This window comes from Pseudomonas oryzagri (genome assembly GCF_020831405.1).
Classification (GTDB): Bacteria; Pseudomonadota; Gammaproteobacteria; order Pseudomonadales; family Pseudomonadaceae; genus Geopseudomonas; species Geopseudomonas oryzagri.
In genome coordinates this window covers 78988-99217 of sequence record NZ_JAJHPU010000042.1, presented here as the reverse complement: position 1 = coordinate 99217, position 20230 = coordinate 78988, and the positions used below count along the sequence as shown (strand labels likewise).

Genomic DNA, 20230 nt, shown 5'->3' with positions numbered 1-20230 from the left:
GCTCCGCTCATTCAGCGCCTGTTTATTTCACCGCGACGAGTCGAACCAGCTAGGCCACGAACTCCGGTGGCGACTGTCTTCCTCGATGCACGGAATCAGCCGCTCGGTCAGCACGGCGGTCTGGTGCACCGCCTGGGCGGTGCGGTACTTGACGCTGTGGATGCATTCGCGATCGCCAAACTCGCAGCGGTTGAGCGAAGTGCCGCCGCAGGGGCCGTTGGCCAGGCCCTTGGGGCAGGTTTCCGGGCAGATGTAGAGGGTGTCTTCCAGGCGGCAGCGCCCGCAGGTGTCGCAGCCCACCAGCGGCCTTTTCACGCCGCGCTCCAGGCCGTGCAGCAGGCGGGCGCCCAGGGGCGTCGACCACAACGGCTGCTGCACGGTCCTGGCAAACGCCCGGCTCAGCCAGTGGGTGCGGTTGAACAGCAAGGAATGAGCGCCGGACAGCAGCTGGTAGCGCAGCTTCTCCTTGGGCGAGGCGGTGACGCTCGCCTCGCCCAGCCGCCAGTTCGCTTCGGGCGGGTGGAAGGTCACCGCGGGCAGCCCAGGCATCCGCCAGCAGGCCTCCCAGGCGGGAGCCCATTCTTCCAGGCAGTGGATGCGCGATTGCCAGTCGTCGATCGTCTGCTCCAGGGTCAGCAACTGCTTCACGTCATGAATGCCGGACAGGTGAATCCCGGCGTACCCCATCAGGCGCAGGCCGATGATCTGCAGGGCGAGCCTGTCGAGGCTGCGCGCTTGGGCGTGAGCCTTGGAGACGGCGGCCTCGGCTTCGAGCAGAGCGAGCATGGAGGGAGTGACCACGATGCCCGCAACCCGCTGGAAGATTCGCGCGCGGCCCAGGGTCAGGGCCATGACGCAGGCGAGCAGGGGCTTGGGCGAACGCTGGCGGCTCATCCACTGGATGGCTTCGTGGTGCTTGCCGGCGTCGTAGCCCAGTTGCAGGGACAGGAAGTCCGCGCCGGCGGCGAGCTTCTTCGCGGCCTTGAAGTACTGCGCGCCACCTTCTTCCTCGCGGTACTTGAACGGATGCATCCCGGCGCCGAGCAGCCAGTCCGGGCGTGCCTGGCGGACCATCTGCAGGGCGGCCACCGACTCCAGGTAGCGCACCGGGCGCTGACCGGGCTCGTGGCCCGGCAGGCGGTCGCCGGTGAGCAGCAGGAGCTGGTCGAGGCCGGCGGCGTCCATCTGTTGCAGCTGGGCCAGCAGGTCGTGGCGTTCGCGATCCTTGCCGGAGAAGTGCAGCAGTGCGGGAGGCGGGCGCTGGAAACTGGCGAAGGCCTCCAGCGGCGACATCTCGAAGGGGCTGCCAACGCGGTCGGCGATGGCCACGGTCATCGGCCAGCCGCACAGCTGCGAGCGGGCCATGAGTTCCTCGATGCCGGAGAAGCGCTCGCTGGAGGAATGGGGGACGAACTCCATGACGCAGACGAAGGTTTTCTCGTGCAGCGCCTTTTTCAGCAGGCTCATGGCAGTGGTCATCCCATTGGATCGTGATGACATTGTGGGGAGAAAGCGGGCGTGGGCAGATGCCTGATAGCGCAGGGGAATGTTTTGAAAGAGACATTCCGGGTGGGCGCGGCGCTCGGTCCGGGCGTGCGGTGCTCGGTTCCGCGAGCGGATCGGGGCGCCCAAGCTGGGTCAGGGCAGGGCGTTGCAGGTCGCGAACAGCAGCGCCCTGGCCCAGCGCTGGGCCGGATCGTGGTGGGTGCGTTCGTGCCAGGCGGCGATCTTGCTGAAGCCGGGGATCGCCAGCGGCGGCTCGACCTGCTGCAGCCCCTCGGCGTTCGTTAGCAGCCGCCTGGGCACCACGGCGATCAGGTCGCTGCTGCGCAGCACCTCGAGCAGCACCAGGAAGCTGGTCACCGACAGGCATACCCGCCGCTCGCGGCCCAGCTGCGCCAGCGCACTGTCGGTCACGCCGCGAAAGCCGCCGCCCGAATAGGAAACGATGGCGTGGTCCAGCGCGCAGAAGCGCTCCAGGGTCAACGCAGCGGCGGCGGGATGTCCCGCGCGCAGCACGCACACGTACTGCTCGTCGTACAGGTGCCGCGCATGCAGGCCCTCGTGGGCGATGTCGGGGGTGAGGATCGCCAGGTCCAGTTCGCCAGCCTCCAGTTGCCCGGTCACCCGTTCGTCCTCCACCGGTCGCACCGCCAGGCGGATGCCCGGGGCCTGCTCGCGCAGTGCGGCCAGGAACGGCACCACGATGCTGCGCTGGGCGTAGTCGGTGGCGGCGATGGACAGGGTCAGGCTGGCGGTGCGCGGATCGAAGGTCTCCGGCTGCAGCAGCGCCTCGATCTCGCCGAGCACCCGCTTGACCGGCAGGGCCAGCGCCAGGGCGCGCGGGGTCGGCACCATGCCGCGCTGGGCGCGGACGAACAGCGGATCGTCGAAGCTATCGCGCAGGCGGGTGAGCATGCCGCTCACCGCCGGCTGGGTCAGCGCCAGGCGCGCCGCCGCGCGGGTCACGCTTCCCTCGTCGAGCAGCGCGTCGAGGGTCTTCAGCAGGTTGAGGTCGAGGCTTCTGATATCGCGCATGCTTATGCGTTTCCTAAGAAAACCTGATTGGCCTTATGGATTCTGCCTCTCGACAATGGCCCGGTCAAAACGCAGCGACGGCTGCCAACCTGCCGAGGAATCCCCATGCACGCAATCATCTGGCCCGCCGGTTACCTGCCGGGCACCACCGAAAACTTCGTCTCCAACGAGATCATCGTGGCCGGCCTGAGCGCCGCCGAGCTGTGGCCGTGGCTCAGCATCGCCCCGCGCTGGCCGAGCTACTACGCCAACTCGGCGAACGTGCGCTTCCACGACGGCAAGGGGCCCGAACTGGAGGAGGGCGTGCGTTTCTACTTCGAGACCTTCGGCTTCCCGGTGCAGGCGCAGGTCGTCGAATACCTGCCACCGGCCGGCGACCAGCCGGGGCGGGTGGCCTGGCACGGCTGGGCGGGCGCGGGAGAAACCCGCCTCGACGTGCACCACGCCTGGCTGCTCGAAGACCTGCCGGGCGGCCGCGTGCGCGTGCTGACCCAGGAAACCCAGAAGGGCAAGCCCGCCGCGGAGCTGGCCAAGGCCAGGCCCAATCCGATGATCAACGGGCACCAGGACTGGCTGGAGGGGTTGGTCGAAGCGGCGCGCCGGGCGCGTGGCTGAGCGAAAAGCGTGCGGGCTTCCTGGCGCCTTATGCCGCCCTTGGAAGACTCCACTGGCCGGCGTCACAATGAGGCCTCGCCCCTGACGCTGACCTACCGGAGCCGCCCTTGCGTTACGACCTGACCAGCCTGGACCTGTTCATCGCCGTGGCCGACGAGCGCAACCTGACCCGCGCGGCGCGGCTCAGGCATCTCGCCGTATCGGCGGTGAGCAAGCGCATCAGCGAGCTGGAAGAGCAGGTCGGTTCGCCCCTGCTGGTCCGCTATGCGCGCGGCGTGGAGCTGACGCCCGCCGGCCAGTCGCTGCTGTTCTATGCCCGCCAGGTGCGCCAGACCCTGCAGAGCCTGGACAACGAACTGAGCGAATTCGCCAGCGGCATCAAGGGGCATATCCGCATCCACGCCATCACCTCGGCGCTGTCGCAGTTCCTGCCGCAGGACATCACCCGCTTCGCCGCCCTCTACCCGCAGATCCGTTTCGACGTCGAGGAACGGGTGGGCTCTGCCGTGGTGCGGGCGGTGGCCGACGGCCGGGCCGACATCGGCATCATCGCCGCGCAGACCGCCGCGCAGGGGCTGGAGACGCTGCCCTACCGCACCGACGAGCTGACGGTGGTGGTGCCCGCCGCGCATCCGCTGGCCGCCAGCAAGAGCCTGAAGATGAGCCAGGTGCTCGAGCACGAACTGGTGGGACCGCACCTGGAGAGTTCGGTGCACAGCCTGCTGACCCAGGCCGCCGAAGCGCTCGGGGTGCCGTTGAAGCTGCGCATCCGCATCAGCAGCTTCGACTGCATGTGCCGCATGGTCTCGGCCGGCATGGGCCTGGCCGTGCTGCCGCGCAGCGTGGTCCGCCAGTACCAGCGCAGCCACCAGCTCAAGGCCGTGACCCTGGCCGAGCCCTGGGCCGAGCGCTCGTTGCTGCTCATATTCCGCAAGTACGACGCCGCCTCGCCGACCCTGCGCACCTTCATCGACAGCCTGCGCAGCCCCAGCGCCTGAGCCGCCTAGCGTTCTCAATTGGAGAACGCTGCCTTGGCGAGACTTCAATTTTCCCCGGCCATGCCCGCTCGTAGTATCGGTTCAACGACGAGATAACCCAGAGCGTTCTCGTTGCGATAACAAGCCGAACCAATCGTGAGCGAGCCTGCCGTGGATCAATTCAGCCAGTTGTCCGTCGACGACACCACCTACGCCATCGTCGACCTGTACAAGATTCTCCCTCCGGAGCAGCTGCGCCGCCTGCCGTATTCCATCCGCCTGCTGCTGGAAAACGTCGCCCGCTGCTCGCCGGAGGCCCTGGCGCCGGTGCTGGCCCGCGCCACCGGCCAGGGGCCGGATTGCGAGGTGCCCTTCAAGCCCAACCGGCTGATGTTCCACGACACCACCTGCCTGCCCGCACTGGCGGACTTCGCCGGCATGCGCGACCTGGTGGCCGAGCTGGGCGGCGATCCGCAGCGGATGAACCCGCTGATCCCGGCGGTGCTGACCATCGACCATTCGGTGATCGTCGAGCGCTATGGCGACGCCGAGGCGGTCGAAGCCAACCTGGACATCGATTTCCGTCGCAACGGCGAGCGCTATCGCTTCATCAAGTGGGCGCAGCAGAGCCTGGACAATTTCCAGGTGATTCCGCCGGGTACCGGGATCATCCACCAGATGAACATGGAGGCGCTGGCCCGGGTGGTCTGGGAGAGCCCCGGTGCCGCCGGACAGCCCATCCTGCATCCCGACGACATGGTGGCCACCGACAGCCACACGCCGATGATCAACGGCATCGGCGTGCTCGCCTGGGGCGTAGGCGGCCTGGAAGGGCAGGCGGCGATGCTCGGCGAGCCGGTGCCGATCAGCTTCCCGCAGGTCATCGGCATTCGCGTGCGCAACGCCCTGCGCCCCGGGGTGACCGCCACCGACCTGGCCCTGCACGTGGCGCAGCTGCTGCGCCAGCGCGCGGTGGTCGGCAAGTTCGTCGAATTCACCGGCCCGGGGCTGGCCAGCCTCGGCTGGGCGGCGCGCGGCACGGTGGCCAACATGGCGCCGGAATACGGTGCGACCGTGGTGTTCTTCCCGTTCGATGCACAGACCCTGGACTACCTCAAGCTCAGCGGCCGCAGCGCCGAGCAGTGCCACAAGGTCGAGGCATACATGCACGCCCAGCCGTTCTGGCGCCGCGAGGACGAGGCGGAGCCGGACTTCGACGAGCTGATCGAGCTCGATCTGGCCGGCATCGAGCCCAGCCTGGCCGGGCCCCACCAGCCGCACCAGCGCCGCGCACTCGCCGAGGTGCCGGCCTCGTTCCGCGAGGAGGTGCTCGGTGGCGGTCGTCCGCTGGGCGAGGAACGCTTCTTCGAGCCGTCGTTCGGCGAGCCCATCACCCACGGCAGCGTGGTCATCTCCGCCATCACCAGCTGCACCAACACGGCGAATCCCCAGCTGATGCTGCAGGCCGGCCTGCTGGCCCGCAAGGCGCGCGCCCTGGGGCTGCGCGCCAAACCCTGGGTGAAGACCTCGCTGTCGCCGGGCTCGCGGGTGGTGGCCGACTACCTGGAGGCGGCCGGGCTGCTCGACGACTTTGCGGCGCTGGGCTTCCACCTCGCCGGTTTCGGCTGCATGACCTGCATCGGCAACTCCGGGCAGCTGGAGTCCCACGTGGAAGCCTTCGCCGAGCGCGGCCTGAAGGGCGTGGCGGTGCTTTCCGGCAATCGCAACTTCGAGGGCCGGGTCAATCCCAAGGTGCCGGCCGGCTACCTGGCCTCGCCGGCGCTCTGCGTCGCCTACGCCATCGCCGGGCGCATCGACATCGACCTGCTTCACGAGCCGCTCGGCACCGACCGCGACGGCAACCCGGTGACCCTGGCGCAGCTGATGCCCGGCGACGCGGAGGTCGCCGCCCTGGAGCGCGCGGTGGTGCGTCCCGAGTTCTTCCAGCAGCGCCTGGCGACCGTCTGGGACGGCACCCACCACTGGCAGGCGCTGTCCGCCACCGGCAGCGTGCGCTTCCCGTGGGCGGCCGAGTCGACCTACCTGCGCCGGCCCCGCTACCTCAGCGAGGTGGCGGCCGCGGCGCCGGACAGCCTGGCGATCCGCGACGCCAAGGCGTTTCTGGTGCTCGGCGACAACGTCACCACCGACCACATCTCGCCGGCCGGGGCGATTCCCGCCGACAGCCTGGCCGGCCGCTGGCTGCTGGAACGCGGCGAAGACCCACGCGACCTCAACCAGTACTCGACCCGGCGCAGCAACCACGAAGTCATGCTGCGCGGCGCCTTCACCAACCGCGCGGTGAAGAACCGCCTGCTCGGCGAACACGCCGGCGTGGGCGCCTGGGCCTGGGATGCCGAGCACCGCGAAGCGTTGCCGGTGTACGAGGCGGCGCAGAGCCACGCGGCCCGCCATACGCCGCTGGTGGTGTTCGCCGGGATCAACTACGGCGCCGGCTCCAGCCGCGACTGGGCGGCCAAGGCGCAGGCGCTGCTCGGCGTGAGGGCGGTAGTGGCGCGCAGCTTCGAGCGCATCCATCGCAGCAACCTGATCGGCATGGGCATCGTGCCGCTGCTGTTCGGTGCCGGCCAGGGCAGCGAGGCGCTGGGCTTGACCGGCGACGAACTGCTGGACTTCTGCGGGCTGGATGCGCTGCGGGTCGGCGACAACCCGATCGAGCTGCGCATCCGCCGCGCGGACGGCAGCCAGCGGAGCGTCGAGCTGTCCCTGCGCCTGGATTCCTCGCAGGAAATCCACTACCTGCGCCACGGCGGCGTGCTGCCCTACGTGGTGCGCAAGGTGGTCGGGCGCGCCGCCCGGTGACGGAATGACCCGGGCGCCAGGACCTGGCGCCCGCTTTGCCTGACGACAAGAACAAGAAGGAAAGCCCTCATGCACGACGACGACCCGCATCGCCCGGACCCGGCGCCAACCGCCGGCGGCAGCCGCCGCCAGGTGCTCAAACAGCTCGCCGGCGCGGCCGGCCTCACCCTGCTCGGCAGCCTGCTGCCGCCCGGCGCCGGCCTGGTGCAGGCATCCCCATCCGAACCGCGGAGAACCCATCCCATGTACGCCTATGTAGGTTCGCGCACCACGCGCGAGCGAAATGCCCGTGGCCAGGGCATCAGCGTCTACCAGCTCGACCAGACGCGCGGCAGCCTGGAGCCGGTCCAGGTGGTGAAGGATCTGGTCAACCCGTCCTTCCTGGCCCTGAATCGCGCCGGCGACCGCCTATATTGCGTGCACGGCGACCGCAGCGAAGTCAGCGCCTTCACGGTGGACAAGGCCAGCGGCAGGCTGGAGTTCCTCAACCGGCAGAGCTGCGAGGGCAAGAACCCGGTGCACCTGGCCCTGGACCCGACTGAGCGCTTTCTGGTGGTGTCCAACCACATCAGCGGCACCCTGGCGGTCATGCAGGTCGAGGCGGACGGTGCCCTGGGCGGCGTGGTGCAGCTGGTCGGGCTCGAAGGGCAGCCCGGGCCGCACCGGGTGGAGCAGCCGTTCGCCAAGCCGCATTTCAATCCGTTCGACGCCAGCGGCACCTTCGTGCTGGTGCCGGACAAAGGCCTGGATCGCGTGTTCAGCTTCCGCTTCGCCAACGGTCGGCTGCACCCGGCCGCGCAGCCCTCGGTAGCGGCCCGGGAAGGGTCGGGACCGCGCCATCTGGCGCTGCATCCGAAGGCGCCGTTCGCCTACGCGGTGAACGAGCTGGATTCCAGCGTCACCACCTACCGCTTCGATGCCGGCTCGGGCGCACTGCAGCCGCTGCAGATACTGCCGTCGCTGCCGGCGTCCTGGACCGGCAACAGCCGGGCCGCGGAAATCGAGGTCGATCGCAGCGGTCGCTTCCTGTACGCCTCCAACCGTGGCTACGACAGCGTGGCGGTGTTCGCCATCGACCCGGCATCCGGTCTGCTCAGCCCGCAGGAGTTCGTGCCGAGCGGCGGCAAGACCCCGCGCTTCTTCACCCTGACGCCCAACGGTCGGTTTCTGTTTGCGCTCAACGAGGACAGCGACAGCATAGTGGCATTCGCCGTCGACGAGCGTAGCGGCGGGCTGCGCCGCACAGGCTTCTCCATCGCCACGGGAAGCCCCGTGTGCATGGTGTTCAGTGCCTGAACCCGGTTTTACCGAACACGCGCAAGCCGGCGCCTCCGGCCCCCAACGAGGTCATCATGAATAACAACAATACCGCCGACCAACCGGCGATCATCCGCAAGGTCACCCTGCGGATCATTCCCTTCGTCTTCCTGCTCTACATCGTCTCCTACCTGGACCGCGCCAACATCGGCTACGCCGCCCTGCAGATGAACAAGGAGCTGGCCCTGACCAGCGAGGCCTTCGGCTTCATCTCGGGGATCTTCTTCATCGGCTACTTCCTGTTCGAAGTGCCGAGCAACGTGATGCTCAACAAGTACGGCGCGCGGGTATGGATCGCCCGCATCCTGGTGACCTGGGGCCTGCTCGCCGCGGCCACGGCCTTCGCCGAGAACGCCACCCAGCTCTACGTGCTGCGCTTTTTGCTGGGCGTGGCGGAGGCGGGCTTTTTCCCGGGCATCATCGTCTACCTGACCTACTGGTTCCGCTCCAAGGAGCTGGCCACCACGGTGGCGCTGTTCACCGCGGCCATCCCGGTCAGCTACATCATCGGCGCGCCGCTCAGCACCTGGATCATGGACAACGTCGCCTGGCTCGGCTGGAGCGGCTGGCGCTGGATGCTGTTCCTGGAAGGCATTCCGGCGGTGCTGCTGGGGATCGCCTGCTTCTGCTACCTGACCGACCGCCCGGAGCAGGCCAAGTGGCTGAAGCCGGAGGAGAAAGCGTGGCTGATCGCCGAACTGGAGCAGGACCGGCAGAGCCGCAAGAACGTCCGCCACCTGAACGTGCTGCAGACCATGGCCAACCCCAAGGTGCTCTACCTGGCCGTCATCTACTTCATCTACCAGTGCGGCAGCCTGGGGATCGGCTACTGGATGCCGCAGATCATCAAGGGCTTCTCGGAGAACCTGAGCCATACCCAGATCGGTCTGATTGCCATGCTGCCCTACATCGTGGCGACCGTGGCCATGGTCATCTGGTCGCGCAGATCCGACCGCCGCGGCGAGCGCAAGCTGCACTCGGCCATTCCGCTGTGCTTCGCCGCCCTCGGCCTGCTCGGCGCCGGCACCCTGCAGGATCCGGTCGTGGCCATGGCGATGATCTGCCTGTCGTTGTCCGGCCTGTACGCCTTCAAGTCGCCGTTCTGGGCACTGCCGACGCTGTTCCTCAGCCGCTCCACCGCTGCGGTGTCGATCGCCGTGATCAACTCCATCGGCAACCTCGGCGGCTTCGTCGGCCCCTCGCTGGTCGGCCTGGTCAAGGGGCAGAGCCAGAGCGCGGCGACCGGCCTGCTGTTCCTCAGCTCGCTGCTGGTGGTGGCGTTCCTGATGACCCTGTTCATGCGCCTCAACCACCCCGAGGCGGCCAACTCCGCCGCCGTGGCCGGTCGCCAGACCGGCTGACCCTGACAAGCGGCCCGCACCCGGGCCGCCTGTACCTGCCGTAGCCACCCGCCACGGCAGGGACTTTTCAACGCAGCACTTCCCGCCTCGCGGGCTCGAGCGGCGCTAGCGAACCTTCGCCGCTCTCTTTTCCATCGCCTGGAGTTTCAGATGTACAACAAGAACAAACTGCCCAAGGCCCTTTTCGCCATCCTCCCTGCGCTGGCGGTCGGCACCACCCAGGCCGAAGGCTTCCTCGCAGACAGCAAGGCCAACCTGCAACTGCAGAACTACTACTTCAACCGCGACTTCCGCGAGGCGAGCGGCCAGTCGAAGCGCGAGGAGTGGGCGCAGGGCTTCATCCTCGACTGGCGCTCGGGCTACACGCCGGGTGCCGTCGGTTTCGGCGTGGACGCCATGGCCATGCTCGGCGTGAAGCTGGATTCCGGCAAGGGCCGGGCCGGCTCCGGCCTGCTGCCGGTCCACGACGACGGTGAAGCCGCCGACGAGTTCAGCCGCTTGGGCGCGACCTTCAAAGCCCGCGCGGGCGACAGCGAGCTGCGCTACGGCACCCTGGTGCCCAAGCTGCCCACCGTCCAGGCCAATACCGGGCGCATCCTGCCGCAGACCTTCGAGGGCGGCCTGCTCAGTGTCAGGGAGATCGACGGGCTGACGCTCACCCTGGCGCGCCTGGACCAGGTGACCGAGCGCGACTCCACGGACCGCACTGACCTCAGCCTGAACAACAAGAACCGGCGTTTCGCCGCCACGGCCGAGGGCGATGACTTCCGCATCGCCGGGGCCGATCTGAAGCTGCCGCGCGACCTGCTGTTCAGCTACCAGTACGGGCAACTCCGGGACGTCTACGACCAGCACTTCGTCGGCCTCGGCCACAGCCTTGCCTTGGGCGCCGGCAAGCTGAAGAGCGACCTTCGCTATTCCCGCAGTGGCGAGGCGGGCTCCGCCCGCGGCGGGCGCATCGATAGCGACGCCTTCGGCGCCCTGTTCACCTACAGCCTGGCCGGGCATGCCCTGGGCCTGGGCTGGCAGAAGCTGGCGGGCGACACCTCGATGCCGTATCTCAACGGCACCGACCCCTACCTGGTGAACTACATCCAGATCAACGACTTCGCCGAACCCGGCGAACGCTCGTGGCAACTGCGCTACGACTACGACTTCACTGCCCTCGGCGTTCCCGGCCTGACCTTCATGAGCCGCTACGTGCGGGGCGACCACGCCGAGGCCGCCACCCAGGCCGGCGAAGGCCGCGAGTGGGAGCGCAACACCGACCTGCAGTACGTGATCCAGGGCGGCCCCCTCAAGAGCCTCGCCATTCGCTGGCGCAACGCGAGCTACCGCTCCAGCTTCGCCCGCGACGCCGACGAGAATCGCCTGATCCTCACCTACAGCCTTCCGCTCCGTTAACCCAGCAAGCAGGAGAACAGCATGACAGCAATCGACAAGGCGGTAATCGCCGATCTGGCGCCCACCGGCGTACTGCGCGCCGCGATCAACTTCGGCAACCCCGTCCTCGCCCAGCGCGGCCCGCAAGGCGAGCCGCAGGGCGTCTCGGTGGCGCTGGCCAGGGCGCTGGCCGCAGAGCTGGGCGTGGAGCTGCAGATGAACACCTTCGATGCCGCCGGCAAGGTGTTCGCCGCCCTGGAGGAGGATGTCTGGGACATCGCCTTCCTGGCCATCGAGCCGGTGCGCGAAGCGCAGATCGCCTTCAGCGCGCCCTACGTGATCATCGAGGGCACCTATCTGGTGAAGGCCGCAGCGCCCTGGCGCAGCGTCGCGGAGCTGGACCGGCCCGGCTTGCGTATCGCAGTGGGGCAGGGGGCGGCCTACGACCTGTTCCTGTCTCGCTCGCTGGCCCACGCCAGCCTGGAGCGCGCTGCCACCTCCGGGGGGGCGGTGGACCTGTTCATCGAGCGGGAGCTGGATGCCGCGGCCGGCGTGCGCCAGCCGCTGGCCAGGGTGGCCGCCGCCGATCCGCGCTATCGGGTGCTGGACGATGCCTTCACGGACATCCGCCAGGCGATGGCGGTGCCCAAGGGCCGCAGTGCCGGTGCTGCATACGTGCGGGCGTTCGTCGAGCGGCAGAAGGCGTCGGGGCTGGTGGCGGAAGCGCTGCGCCAGTCCGGCCAGGCCGATGTCGCGGTCGCGCCTGCGCAAGCCTGATTCCACCTGATCGCCGCCCGGCGAGGAGTACTGCGATGAACAAGCTTCCGATCATGGTTGCCGTGGCGGCGGCCCTTGCAGTCCTGTGGCTGTTGCGGCCGCGCGGCCAGCGGGACAGGGGGCAGCTCCCGGGCAGCTGGGGAGACGAACACCTGCACGTTCCGGCACGGCGCAGGTAAATCCGCGCAGGGTGGGTTCGGGGATCGGCCGGGTCGCGGCTCCGGCCCCCTTGCGGCTGTACACCCGGGTCATGCATGTTGATAATGTCAACAATATCCGCGATATAGCCGACAATATCTCCAAATGGCCACCTCCCTTGCCGAAGACGTCTTCGAGTCGATCCATTCCGTGATGCACCGCTATCGCGCCCAGCAGTACCGCGAGCTGCGCGATGGACCCAGCGATCTGACCCACATGGAGCACAAGGTGCTCGGCTTCTTTGCCAGGCATCCGCAGGCCACGCAGAGCGATCTGGTCGAGCATTCCGGGCGGGACAAGGCGCAGCTGGCGCGGCTGATCCGCGGTCTGCGCGACAAGGGTCTGCTCGACGGCCAGTCCGATCCCGCCGACCGCCGCAGCATCCGCCTGCAGCTGACCGCCGCCGGCGAGGCCATGCACCAGTCCCTCGCGGCGCGCGGGCAGCGCCTGTCGGCGGTGGCCGTGGCGGGACTGAGCGAGGAGGAGTGCCACCAGCTGCTCGCGCTGTTGGATCGGATCGACCACAACCTGCAGCCCGAGACACCGTAGCGCCAGGCGCTAGACCCGAATCAGCGCCTTGCCGGAGAACTGCCGGTGCTGCAAGGCCAGCAGCCGCTGCGGCAACTCGGCGAATTCGCCGACGAGCGCGGCCTCCGCTTGCAGGCGGCCTTCGGCCAGCGCCCGCAGCAGCGCTTCTCCGGCATCGGTCAGCCGCTGCCAGGCGGCGCGGTCGCCGAAGCGGTGCAGGGCGCCCAGGGCCACTTCGTGCAGCGACAGGGCGCGCCCGAAAGGGGCGTCGGGCCAGCGGGCAACGCGCCCCTGGATGCACACCAGATGACCGTTGGCGAGCACGGCCGGGGCCAGGCGCTCGGCATGGGCGGCGCTGACGCAGTCGATCACCGCGTGGAAGCGCGCCGGCCCCCAGTCCGCCCAGTTTTCCGACTCGGCCAACGGCCCGCCCAGCCATTCGCTGGCGCCCAGCGCGTACAGGCGCTCACGGTGCCGGGCATGGCACATCACGCTGACGACAAAGCCGCGCGCCGCCGCCAGTTGTACCAGATAGTGCCCCACCGAGCCGCCGGCACCGCTGATCAGCAGCTCATCGCCGGGTAGGGCGGACACCTTCTCCAGCGCCTGCCAGGCAGTCAGGGCCGGGCAGGGGAAGGCCGCCGCGGTGGCGAAATCCAGCGCCGCCGGCAGGCGGATCAATACCTCGGCGGCCAGCGGCGTGTATTGGGCGAAACTGCCCGGCCGCTCGAGGCTCTGGTGGTACGCCACGCGCCGGCCAAGCCAGTCGGCGGACACCCCCTCGCCAACCGCCACCACCGTTCCGGCACCGTCCAGGCCCGGCACCTTGCCCGGCCGGCCGCTCATGAACTGGCCAGCGAGCAGCTTCCAGTCCACCGGATTGAGGCCGATCACCGCGTTGCGCACCAGCACCTGGCCCGCTTCCAGCGCCGGCCGCGCGACCGTCTCCAGGACCAGGCCGCAGGGCGCCGCACTGCCGCGCCACACCCAGGCCCGATAAGCGTCAGGCAACGCCTCGGCTGGCGTGCAGTCGGCGCGGCAGGCAGCCGGGCAACTCATTCGCCCAGCTCCTCGTGGAAGCCCGCGGCGCCGTGGCGCCAGTAGGCGGCGACGCGCATCGCCTGCTTGGGATGGCCCTTGCCCTCGACCAGCAGCGCGCGGATGCGCTTCATGGCCGCAGCTTCGCCGGCGGCCCAGGCGAAGCCTTCGCCTTCGGGCAGCTCCAGGGCCTCGACGGCGGCAACCAGTTGCTCCGCGTCGTCCAGCCAGCTCAGCTCCACCTGCGCGCGGCTGTCGAAGTGGCGACGTCCGGCGGGATCGGCCATCTCCACCAGCACCAGGGCGCGGCTGCCGGCCGGCAGTTCTTCCAGGCGCCGGGCGATGGCCGGCAGGGCGCTGGCGTCGCCGACCAGCAGGTGCCAGTCGTAGTCGAGCGGCACGATCATCGAGCCGCGCGGGCCGGCGATCACCGCCGACTGGCCGACCTTCGCCTGGCTGGCCCAGTCGCTGGCCAGACCCTCGCCATGCAGGGCGAACTCGATGGTCAGCTCGCGCTTGTGCACGTCGAAACGGCGCGGCGTGTAGTCGCGGCGTACCTGCTCGCCGGCCGGGCTGTCGAAGATGAACTTGATGTGATCGTCGAAGCCGGCGCTGTGGAAGTCGGCCAGTGCCTCGCCGCTGAAGGTGATGCTGGCGAAGCTCTCGCCCAGCGACTCGATACGGCTGACCTGCACCGGGCGCGAGCGCAGCTCGTGGCGGACGCGCTGCACGCGGCGTTGTACTTGGAGGGAATCCATGGATGCTCTCTATATAGTTGATAGTGTCAACTACATTAAGAAGAATTGGTTGATGCTGTCAACCAATTTGCTGCCGACGCCGGCATCGCCCGACGAGGCTACCGTGCAGGCCGCCGCCAGCCCTGCAGCGCGGCGGCCACTGCCGCAGGAGCCGGCTCGCTGGCGATGTTCCCGGGGCAACCAGGAATCGCCGGCAAGCCGGCTCCGGCAGGGCGGGTATAGGAGGGCGCTCAGGCGAGGCCGGCCCACACCGCGGCCGGCACGCACACCTGGCCGTCGAACAGCAGGCGCGCGGTGCGCATCAGGCCGCAGCCGGCCGGCGCGCCGTCCTGCAGGCGCAGCTCGACGGTGAATTCGCCGCTGGGATGTTCCACCGACAGGCGCTGCAGCTCGCCGCCCGGCACGCGGGCGACGGGCGCGGCCACCGAGCCCTCGACCAGGCAGGCGGTCGCCGCGCTGACCGCGCCGAACACGCCGATCGAGGCGTGGCAGCGGTGCGGGATGAAGCTGCGGGTGGCGATGGCTCCGCCGGAACGAGCAGGAGCGATCAGGCACATCTTCGGCACGTTGCGCTGGGCGACGTCGCCGAGGTTCATGCGCGGCCCGGCCTGCAGGCGGATCGACTCCAGGCGCGCCTTCAGCTCGACGTCGGCGTCCAGTTCCTCGCGGCTCTCGTAGCCGCTGCGGCCCAGGTCCTCGGCGCGCAGCAGGACCACCGGCATGCCGTTGTCGATGCAGGTGACCTCGACGCCGTCGAAGGTATCGCGGGCATTGCCGGTGGGCAGCAGGGCGCCGCAGCTGGAGCCGGCCACGTCCTGGAAGTCGACCACCAGCGGCGCCGCGCTGCCGGGCACGCCGTCGATACGCGCATCGCCGTCGTAGGCCACCCGGCCGTCCGGCGTCGGCACGCGGGCGACGGCAATCTGCCCGGTGTTCTCCATATAGATGCGCACCGGCGTGAACGCACCGCACGGCTCGACCAGGCCGCGCTCGATGGCGAACGGGCCGACCCCGGCGAGGATGTTGCCGCAGTTCTGTCCGTAGTCGACGCGCGGCTCGTCCACCAGCACCTGGGCGAACAGGTAGTCGACGTCGGCGTCGGCGCGCTGCGACGGCCGCACGATGGCCACCTTGCTGGTCAGCGGGTCGGCGCCACCGAGGCCGTCGATCTGCCGGCGGTCCGGCGAGCCCATCGCGGCGAGCAGTACGCGGTCGCGCAGCGCGGGATCGGCGGGCAGGTCGTCGGCGAGGAAGTAGGCGCCCTTGGAGGTGCCGCCGCGCATCAGCAGGCAGGGGATGCGGGTCTGGCTCATGCTCAGCCCTCCAGCTCTTCCAGGCTGTCGACGTAGCGCAGGCCCTTCTCGGCCAGGCGCGGGCGCATGGCGTAGAGGTCCAGGCCCAGCTCGCCGCTGGCCAGGCGCAGGCGTTTCTGCTCCTCCAGTTCGGCGCGCTGGCGGCTGGCGGCGAGCACCTCGGCGGCTTCGCCACGGCGCACGATCACCACGCCGTCGTCGTCGGCCACCACCACGTCGCCGGCGTTGACCAGCTGGCCGCCACACAGCAGCGGCAGGTTGACCGAGCCGAGCACCTCCTTGACCGTGCCCTGGGCGTTGATCGCCCGCGACCACACTGCAAAGCCCATATCGCGCAGGGTCTGGCTGTCGCGCACGCCGGCGTCGATCACCAGGCCGCGCACGCCGCGCGCCTGCAGCGAGGTGGCCAGCAGGTCGCCGAAGTAGCCGTCGCTGCACGGCGAGCTGGGCGCCACCACCAGGATGTCGCCGGGGCGGCACTGCTCGACGGCGACGTGGAACATCCAGTTGTCGCCGGGGGCGACCAGCACGGTGACGGCGCTGCCGCTGATCGCGGTGCCCTGCTGGATCGGCCGCAGCGCGCAGTCGAGCAGGCCCTTGCGGCCCTGCGCCTCATGGATGGTGGCGACGCCGCAGCGGCCCAGCTCGTCGATCACCTCGCCCTCGGCGCGCGGGATGTTGCGCACCACGATGCCCTTCCTGCCGATCAGGCTGCTCATGCCAGGTTCTCCGTGACGCGCGGGAAGACGCTCTGGAAGCCTTCCGCGTAGACGATGTTGCGGCTGGAGGTGATGCCGACGTTGCGCTTGGCCTGCACGCCGCGCTGCAGGGCGACGCGGGTGTAGTACTCCCAGAGGTGTTCCTGGCCGGCCATGCACTGGATGGCGGCGTACTTCCTGTCCCACACCTCGGTGATGTCCAGGAAGGTGTCCGGGCGCCACTCGCACTGCTCGGGCTGGTGCGGCTCGAAGGCGTATACCGGCGGCGCGCCGACGATCTTCTCGCCCGGCTTGTAGCCCTCGGCCTGGGCGATGATGCGGGCCTCCTGGGTCAGGTTCATGGCCAGCGGGTGGTCGTAGTTGTAGGGATCCTTCAGCGAGTGGCTGAGGACGAACTGCGGCTGCACGCGGCGGAACACGTCGGCCAGGCGGAAGAGGGTGTCGGTATCGGCGCGCATCGGGTAGTCGCCGATGTCGAAGAACTCGACGCTGGCGCCGAGGATCTCGGCGGCGGCCTGGGCCTCGGTACGGCGCGCGGCCTTGACCTTGGCCTCGCTCATCTCGCCCTTGCGCCACAGCTTGGCGGACTCGCCGCGCTCGCCGAACGACAGGCAGACGATGTGCACGGCGTAGCCCTGGGCGGCGTGCAGGGCGATGGCGCCACCGGCGCGCCAGACGAAATCGGCGGAATGGGCGCTGACCACCAGCGCGGTCTTGGGGGATGCCTGGATCATTGCGGGTTTTCCTCCTGCGTTATGGCCAGGCAAGCATGTCACCCGCGATTGCAGAAGCAGTAATGCGTTCAGCTGCTTCAGGTATGCGTTTTACTTATTGTCACGCAGGAAAGCGGGTGGCATGGTGGGGGCCGATCCGTGCTTTGCGAGGCGCCCTTCCCATGCTGGACAGCGAACTGCCCAACCTCATGCAGGTGCGCGCCTTCGTCCGCGTCGCCGACCACGGCAGCGTGTCGAAGGCATCGGCGGCGCTGTTCCGCGCCCAGTCGGTGGTGACCCGGGCGATCTCCGACCTCGAGGCGCGCCTGGCGGTGCCGCTGTTCGAGCGGCACGCCAACGGCATGCGCCTGACCGAGCAGGGCAGCCGGGTGCTGCCGCGCGCGCGGCGGGTGCTGGCCGAGCTGGACAGCGTGCCGCGCCTGCTCGGCCAGGCCGCCGGCCACGCGGCCGAGCCGCTCTACCTGTTCCAGGCGCGCCGCCTGCAGGTGTTCGTCAAGCTCTGCGAAACCCGCCACATGCAGACGGTGGCCAGCCTGTTCGGCCTCACCCAGCCGGCGGTCAGCGCCGCCCTCAAGGTGCTCGAAAGCGGCAGCGGCCACGCGCTGTTCGAGCGCACGCCGCGCGGCCTGCAGCCCAGCCGCGCGAGTCTCGACATCCAGTTCCCAATCCGCCGCGCGCTCAACGAGCTGCGCCACATCGAGGCCGACCTTGCCGCCATGCGCGGCGCCGTGGAGGGCGTGGTGCGCGTCGGCGCGCTGCCGCTGGGGCGCACGCGCATCCTGCCCGAAGCCATCGTGCGGCTGACCGCCGCCCACCCCGGCGTGCGGGTGGCCACCGACGAGAGTCCCTTCGACCTGCTGGCCACCGAGCTGCGCGCCGGCGATCTGGACTTCGTGTTCGGCGCCCTGCGCGGCGCCCAGTACGCCAGCGACCTGCACGGCGAGGCGCTGCTCACCGAGGAGATGGTCCTGCTGGCCCGCCGCGGCCATCCGCTGCTGGCCGCCGCGCTCGGCCCCGCGGAACTCGCCGATGCCCGCTGGGTGCTGCCCCGCGCCGGCTCGCCGGCCCGCCAGCAGCTGGACGCCTGCTTCGCCGACTTCGGCATGCCGGCGCCCAACCCGGTGGTGGAAAGCGGCGACCTGGCGATCATCCGCGGCCTGCTGCTGCGCTCGGACATGCTGGCGGCGGTATCGGCGCACCAGCTGGAGCGGGAAATCGCCTCCGGCGAGCTGTGCGTGCTGCCGCTGCAACTCAAGCAGACCACCCGCGCCATCGGCCTGACCTATCGCAGCGCCTGCCTGCACTCGCCGGCGGCGCAAGCGCTGATGGAAACGATCCGTCTGGTGATTCGCGAACAGGCTTAGCTGGGCACAGTCTGAGCAGATTGAGCAGAGAGTGGTTAAGCAGACCTCCGGCGAAACACGGCTTTCCGTGGCATGGACAAGCCTGCGGCCGCTCGGTTAGTTTCGGGCTATCCGCTCGCGCAATGGAGCGAACGGCAAGGGCTTGCCAACCCGACTGACAGCGAGAAGCTGGAAGCGGCATCTGGAGAGGATGCGCCGGGTTTGACGAGGGAGTGTTGTACATCAGTTGGTGCGTTTGCTTGCACCATTTGGTGGTTAATAATAGTTAGGTGTAATCGTGGAAATCGCCAGCTTCGTAGAGAGCGCATATAAATTATTCGAAGCTTTCAGCAAACCGTTGCTCGCTACCGATATAAACCATTGCGAGGAGTGCCGAGATCACAATGATGAAGTTAACGGCGCAAGCAGAAGAGATCTTTCCCCTGAGCAAATTGGCACTGTATGCTGGGGGATTTCATCATTTCTTACCCCAGATGCCATGGGGTACTACATTCCTAGGCTTATAGAGCTAGCCGTTACAGGCCAAAAAGACAAAGATGGCACTCCATACATGTGCTTATTCATAAACCAAATTGGCTTAAATTCTGACTCCAAGCAGTTTTCGCTTTTTTCCAAAGAACAGCGGCAGGTCGTCCGCAACAGCTTGGTAATTCTCAAATCTCATCACATAAAAACGCTAGCCGAGCATTATTGGGATGATGGCGTGGAAGCCGCAATTAATCAGTGGAACACCTAGTGATGCGATCAACTGCCACTCATTTCGGTCGGCGGACGTCCGAAATCTGCGCCTTTGGACATCCGTTAGCTTAATCTTTATGTGAATTCAGATCACCTTCATGGCTAAGCAGAAGAACTTATACGCAAATGACAAGTGGTTTGAGTTCTCTAGGCGAGTGCGGCTGAGGGATGGCAATAAGTGTTTAAAATGCCATGGCTCACCTCCCGGCGTGGTACTTCAAGTTCACCATGAATTATATATGCCCAATAAAAATCCTTGGGAATACGCTCTAAGCGACTGCACAACACTGTGCAAAGGATGTCATGCGCGAGAGCATGGTCACGTAGAGCCAAATAGTGGCTGGCTCTTGATATCTATTGATGATTTAGGGGGTCTGATCGGCACTTGCGAACGAGTAGGGTGTGGCAAAGGAATAAGGTACGAGCATCTCACTTATCACCCGGGGTGGGGATACAAAAAAGTCGGTAGCACATGCATTGAGCATCTAACCCAAAAAGATAAGAATCTTAGCGAAAAGATTCTGGCTTGCTATGAAAATATCAGCTCGTTTGTTCACGGCTCAATTTGGCATAAAGGAAAAACAAAATCAGACAAGCCCTACGTAGGTGCACAGCACGGTCATGATTTAATTCGTATCTATGGCCAGGATGGCGGGTATGCATTTCAGGTTGCACTGAAGGAGAAAGGGCGAAAGTTTCATCACTTCAAGGATGTAGTGCGCGCTCCTAAGAAAACCTTGGATGAAGTTAAAGAGCTGGCATACATTACACTAAAGGGGTTAACCACTGAGGATGAGGAAGAAAAATCCATGCTCAGAAGCTTGTATAGAAGCATTAAGCAAACCACATAGCAGTTGGTTCAAATCATTCGCTTTTCTCACTCGGAGCGGGCTAAGGCCCGCCCCTTGCCCAAACGTAAGAGCTCCACTTGATAATATGAAATGACCAGAACCTATGATTGGAATCCTATGCCCCACCAAGTGGATGTTAAATGTCCGACTTGCGGAGAGCGCGCCGTTTTCGAGTTTGCAGAAATAGTCCGGATTTCA

General features: G+C 67.5%; 18 protein-coding genes. 11 read left to right on the top strand and 7 right to left on the bottom strand.

Going from position 1 to position 20230, the window contains the following annotated elements:
- Positions 1-27: 27 nt before the first annotated feature.
- Both LMJ29_RS15505 and LMJ29_RS15500 read right to left on the bottom strand, forming a co-directional pair.
- Positions 28-1467 (bottom strand): methylenetetrahydrofolate reductase C-terminal domain-containing protein, encoded by a 1440-nt coding sequence (locus LMJ29_RS15505; RefSeq protein ID WP_229606426.1) that lies wholly within the window; start codon positions 1465-1467, stop codon positions 28-30.
- Between the two features lie 171 nt (positions 1468-1638).
- Complete coding sequence (locus LMJ29_RS15500; protein ID WP_229606425.1) at positions 1639-2538, bottom strand: LysR substrate-binding domain-containing protein; 900 nt, start codon at positions 2536-2538, stop codon at positions 1639-1641.
- A 105-nt stretch (positions 2539-2643) separates the two neighbouring features.
- Here LMJ29_RS15500 and LMJ29_RS15495 point away from each other — a divergent pair, with 105 nt between their 5' ends.
- The 8 genes from LMJ29_RS15495 to LMJ29_RS15460 all read left to right on the top strand — a co-directional run bounded on the left by LMJ29_RS15495 (position 2644) and on the right by LMJ29_RS15460 (position 12538).
- Positions 2644-3153 (top strand): SRPBCC family protein, encoded by a 510-nt coding sequence (locus LMJ29_RS15495; protein WP_229606424.1) that lies wholly within the window; start codon positions 2644-2646, stop codon positions 3151-3153.
- A 107-nt stretch (positions 3154-3260) separates the two neighbouring features.
- Entirely contained in the window at positions 3261-4151 is an 891-nt protein-coding gene (locus LMJ29_RS15490; protein ID WP_229606423.1) for a LysR substrate-binding domain-containing protein, read from the top strand.
- Between the two features lie 150 nt (positions 4152-4301).
- Complete coding sequence (acnA, locus tag LMJ29_RS15485; RefSeq protein WP_377655597.1) at positions 4302-6953, top strand: aconitate hydratase AcnA; 2652 nt, start codon at positions 4302-4304, stop codon at positions 6951-6953.
- A gap of 243 nt (positions 6954-7196) precedes the next feature.
- Positions 7197-8249 (top strand): lactonase family protein, encoded by a 1053-nt coding sequence (locus LMJ29_RS15480; protein ID WP_229606633.1) that lies wholly within the window; start codon positions 7197-7199, stop codon positions 8247-8249.
- A gap of 56 nt (positions 8250-8305) precedes the next feature.
- Complete coding sequence (locus tag LMJ29_RS15475) at positions 8306-9631, top strand: MFS transporter (RefSeq protein ID WP_229606421.1); 1326 nt, start codon at positions 8306-8308, stop codon at positions 9629-9631.
- A gap of 150 nt (positions 9632-9781) precedes the next feature.
- A complete protein-coding gene (locus LMJ29_RS15470) occupies positions 9782-11035 on the top strand; it encodes an OprD family porin (RefSeq protein WP_229606420.1) in 1254 nt (417 codons plus the stop codon).
- Between the two features lie 21 nt (positions 11036-11056).
- Positions 11057-11791 carry a transporter substrate-binding domain-containing protein gene (locus tag LMJ29_RS15465; RefSeq protein ID WP_229606419.1) on the top strand — a complete coding sequence of 245 codons (735 nt, stop codon included), beginning with the start codon at positions 11057-11059 and terminating at the stop codon, positions 11789-11791.
- A 303-nt stretch (positions 11792-12094) separates the two neighbouring features.
- Positions 12095-12538, top strand: a complete 444-nt coding sequence (locus LMJ29_RS15460) for a MarR family winged helix-turn-helix transcriptional regulator (RefSeq protein WP_229606418.1) — start codon at positions 12095-12097, stop codon at positions 12536-12538.
- A 9-nt stretch (positions 12539-12547) separates the two neighbouring features.
- Here LMJ29_RS15460 and LMJ29_RS15455 read toward each other — a convergent pair whose 3' ends face one another.
- The 5 genes from LMJ29_RS15455 to galB form a co-directional block, all read right to left on the bottom strand.
- Entirely contained in the window at positions 12548-13576 is a 1029-nt protein-coding gene (locus LMJ29_RS15455; protein ID WP_229606417.1) for a zinc-binding dehydrogenase, read from the bottom strand.
- Positions 13573-14313, bottom strand: coding sequence for a siderophore-interacting protein (locus tag LMJ29_RS15450; protein WP_229606416.1), 741 nt, complete (start codon positions 14311-14313; stop codon positions 13573-13575). The genes LMJ29_RS15455 and LMJ29_RS15450 overlap by 4 nt, the downstream gene beginning before the upstream one ends.
- Before the next feature lie 230 nt (positions 14314-14543).
- Positions 14544-15626: a 4-oxalomesaconate tautomerase gene (locus LMJ29_RS15445; RefSeq protein WP_229606415.1), complete on the bottom strand. Its 1083-nt coding sequence runs from the start codon at positions 15624-15626 to the stop codon at positions 14544-14546.
- Positions 15627-15628: 2 nt separating this feature from the next.
- Entirely contained in the window at positions 15629-16345 is a 717-nt protein-coding gene (locus tag LMJ29_RS15440) for a 4-carboxy-4-hydroxy-2-oxoadipate aldolase/oxaloacetate decarboxylase (RefSeq protein ID WP_229606414.1), read from the bottom strand.
- Entirely contained in the window at positions 16342-17079 is a 738-nt protein-coding gene (galB, locus tag LMJ29_RS15435) for a 4-oxalmesaconate hydratase (protein ID WP_229606413.1), read from the bottom strand. The genes LMJ29_RS15440 and galB overlap by 4 nt, the downstream gene beginning before the upstream one ends.
- Positions 17080-17240: 161 nt before the next feature.
- Here galB and LMJ29_RS15430 point away from each other — a divergent pair, with 161 nt between their 5' ends.
- The 3 genes from LMJ29_RS15430 (at position 17241) to LMJ29_RS15420 (ending at position 20032) form a co-directional block, all read left to right on the top strand.
- Positions 17241-18443 (top strand): LysR family transcriptional regulator, encoded by a 1203-nt coding sequence (locus LMJ29_RS15430; protein WP_229606412.1) that lies wholly within the window; start codon positions 17241-17243, stop codon positions 18441-18443.
- Positions 18444-18720: 277 nt separating this feature from the next.
- Entirely contained in the window at positions 18721-19179 is a 459-nt protein-coding gene (locus LMJ29_RS15425) for a hypothetical protein (RefSeq protein ID WP_229606411.1), read from the top strand.
- Positions 19180-19279: 100 nt separating this feature from the next.
- Entirely contained in the window at positions 19280-20032 is a 753-nt protein-coding gene (locus tag LMJ29_RS15420; protein WP_229606410.1) for an HNH endonuclease, read from the top strand.
- Positions 20033-20230 lie beyond the last annotated feature (198 nt).

Bases quoted from the DNA above. Each gene is read 5' to 3' on its own strand.
- LMJ29_RS15440 (WP_229606414.1), bottom strand. From the start codon at position 16,345: ATGAGCAGCCTGATCGGCAGGAAGGGCATCGTGGTGCGCAACATCCCG.
- LMJ29_RS15475 (WP_229606421.1), top strand. From the start codon at position 8,306: ATGAATAACAACAATACCGCCGACCAACCGGCGATCATCCGCAAGGTC.
- LMJ29_RS15500 (WP_229606425.1), bottom strand. From the start codon at position 2,538: ATGCGCGATATCAGAAGCCTCGACCTCAACCTGCTGAAGACCCTCGAC.
- LMJ29_RS15470 (WP_229606420.1), top strand. From the start codon at position 9,782: ATGTACAACAAGAACAAACTGCCCAAGGCCCTTTTCGCCATCCTCCCT.
- LMJ29_RS15455 (WP_229606417.1), bottom strand. From the start codon at position 13,576: ATGAGTTGCCCGGCTGCCTGCCGCGCCGACTGCACGCCAGCCGAGGCG.
- LMJ29_RS15495 (WP_229606424.1), top strand. From the start codon at position 2,644: ATGCACGCAATCATCTGGCCCGCCGGTTACCTGCCGGGCACCACCGAA.
- LMJ29_RS15465 (WP_229606419.1), top strand. From the start codon at position 11,057: ATGACAGCAATCGACAAGGCGGTAATCGCCGATCTGGCGCCCACCGGC.
- galB (WP_229606413.1), bottom strand. From the start codon at position 17,079: ATGATCCAGGCATCCCCCAAGACCGCGCTGGTGGTCAGCGCCCATTCC.
- LMJ29_RS15505 (WP_229606426.1), bottom strand. From the start codon at position 1,467: ATGAGCCTGCTGAAAAAGGCGCTGCACGAGAAAACCTTCGTCTGCGTC.
- LMJ29_RS15420 (WP_229606410.1), top strand. From the start codon at position 19,280: ATGGCTAAGCAGAAGAACTTATACGCAAATGACAAGTGGTTTGAGTTC.
- LMJ29_RS15480 (WP_229606633.1), top strand. From the start codon at position 7,197: ATGTACGCCTATGTAGGTTCGCGCACCACGCGCGAGCGAAATGCCCGT.
- LMJ29_RS15450 (WP_229606416.1), bottom strand. From the start codon at position 14,313: ATGGATTCCCTCCAAGTACAACGCCGCGTGCAGCGCGTCCGCCACGAG.
- LMJ29_RS15445 (WP_229606415.1), bottom strand. From the start codon at position 15,626: ATGAGCCAGACCCGCATCCCCTGCCTGCTGATGCGCGGCGGCACCTCC.
- LMJ29_RS15460 (WP_229606418.1), top strand. From the start codon at position 12,095: ATGGCCACCTCCCTTGCCGAAGACGTCTTCGAGTCGATCCATTCCGTG.
- LMJ29_RS15430 (WP_229606412.1), top strand. From the start codon at position 17,241: ATGCTGGACAGCGAACTGCCCAACCTCATGCAGGTGCGCGCCTTCGTC.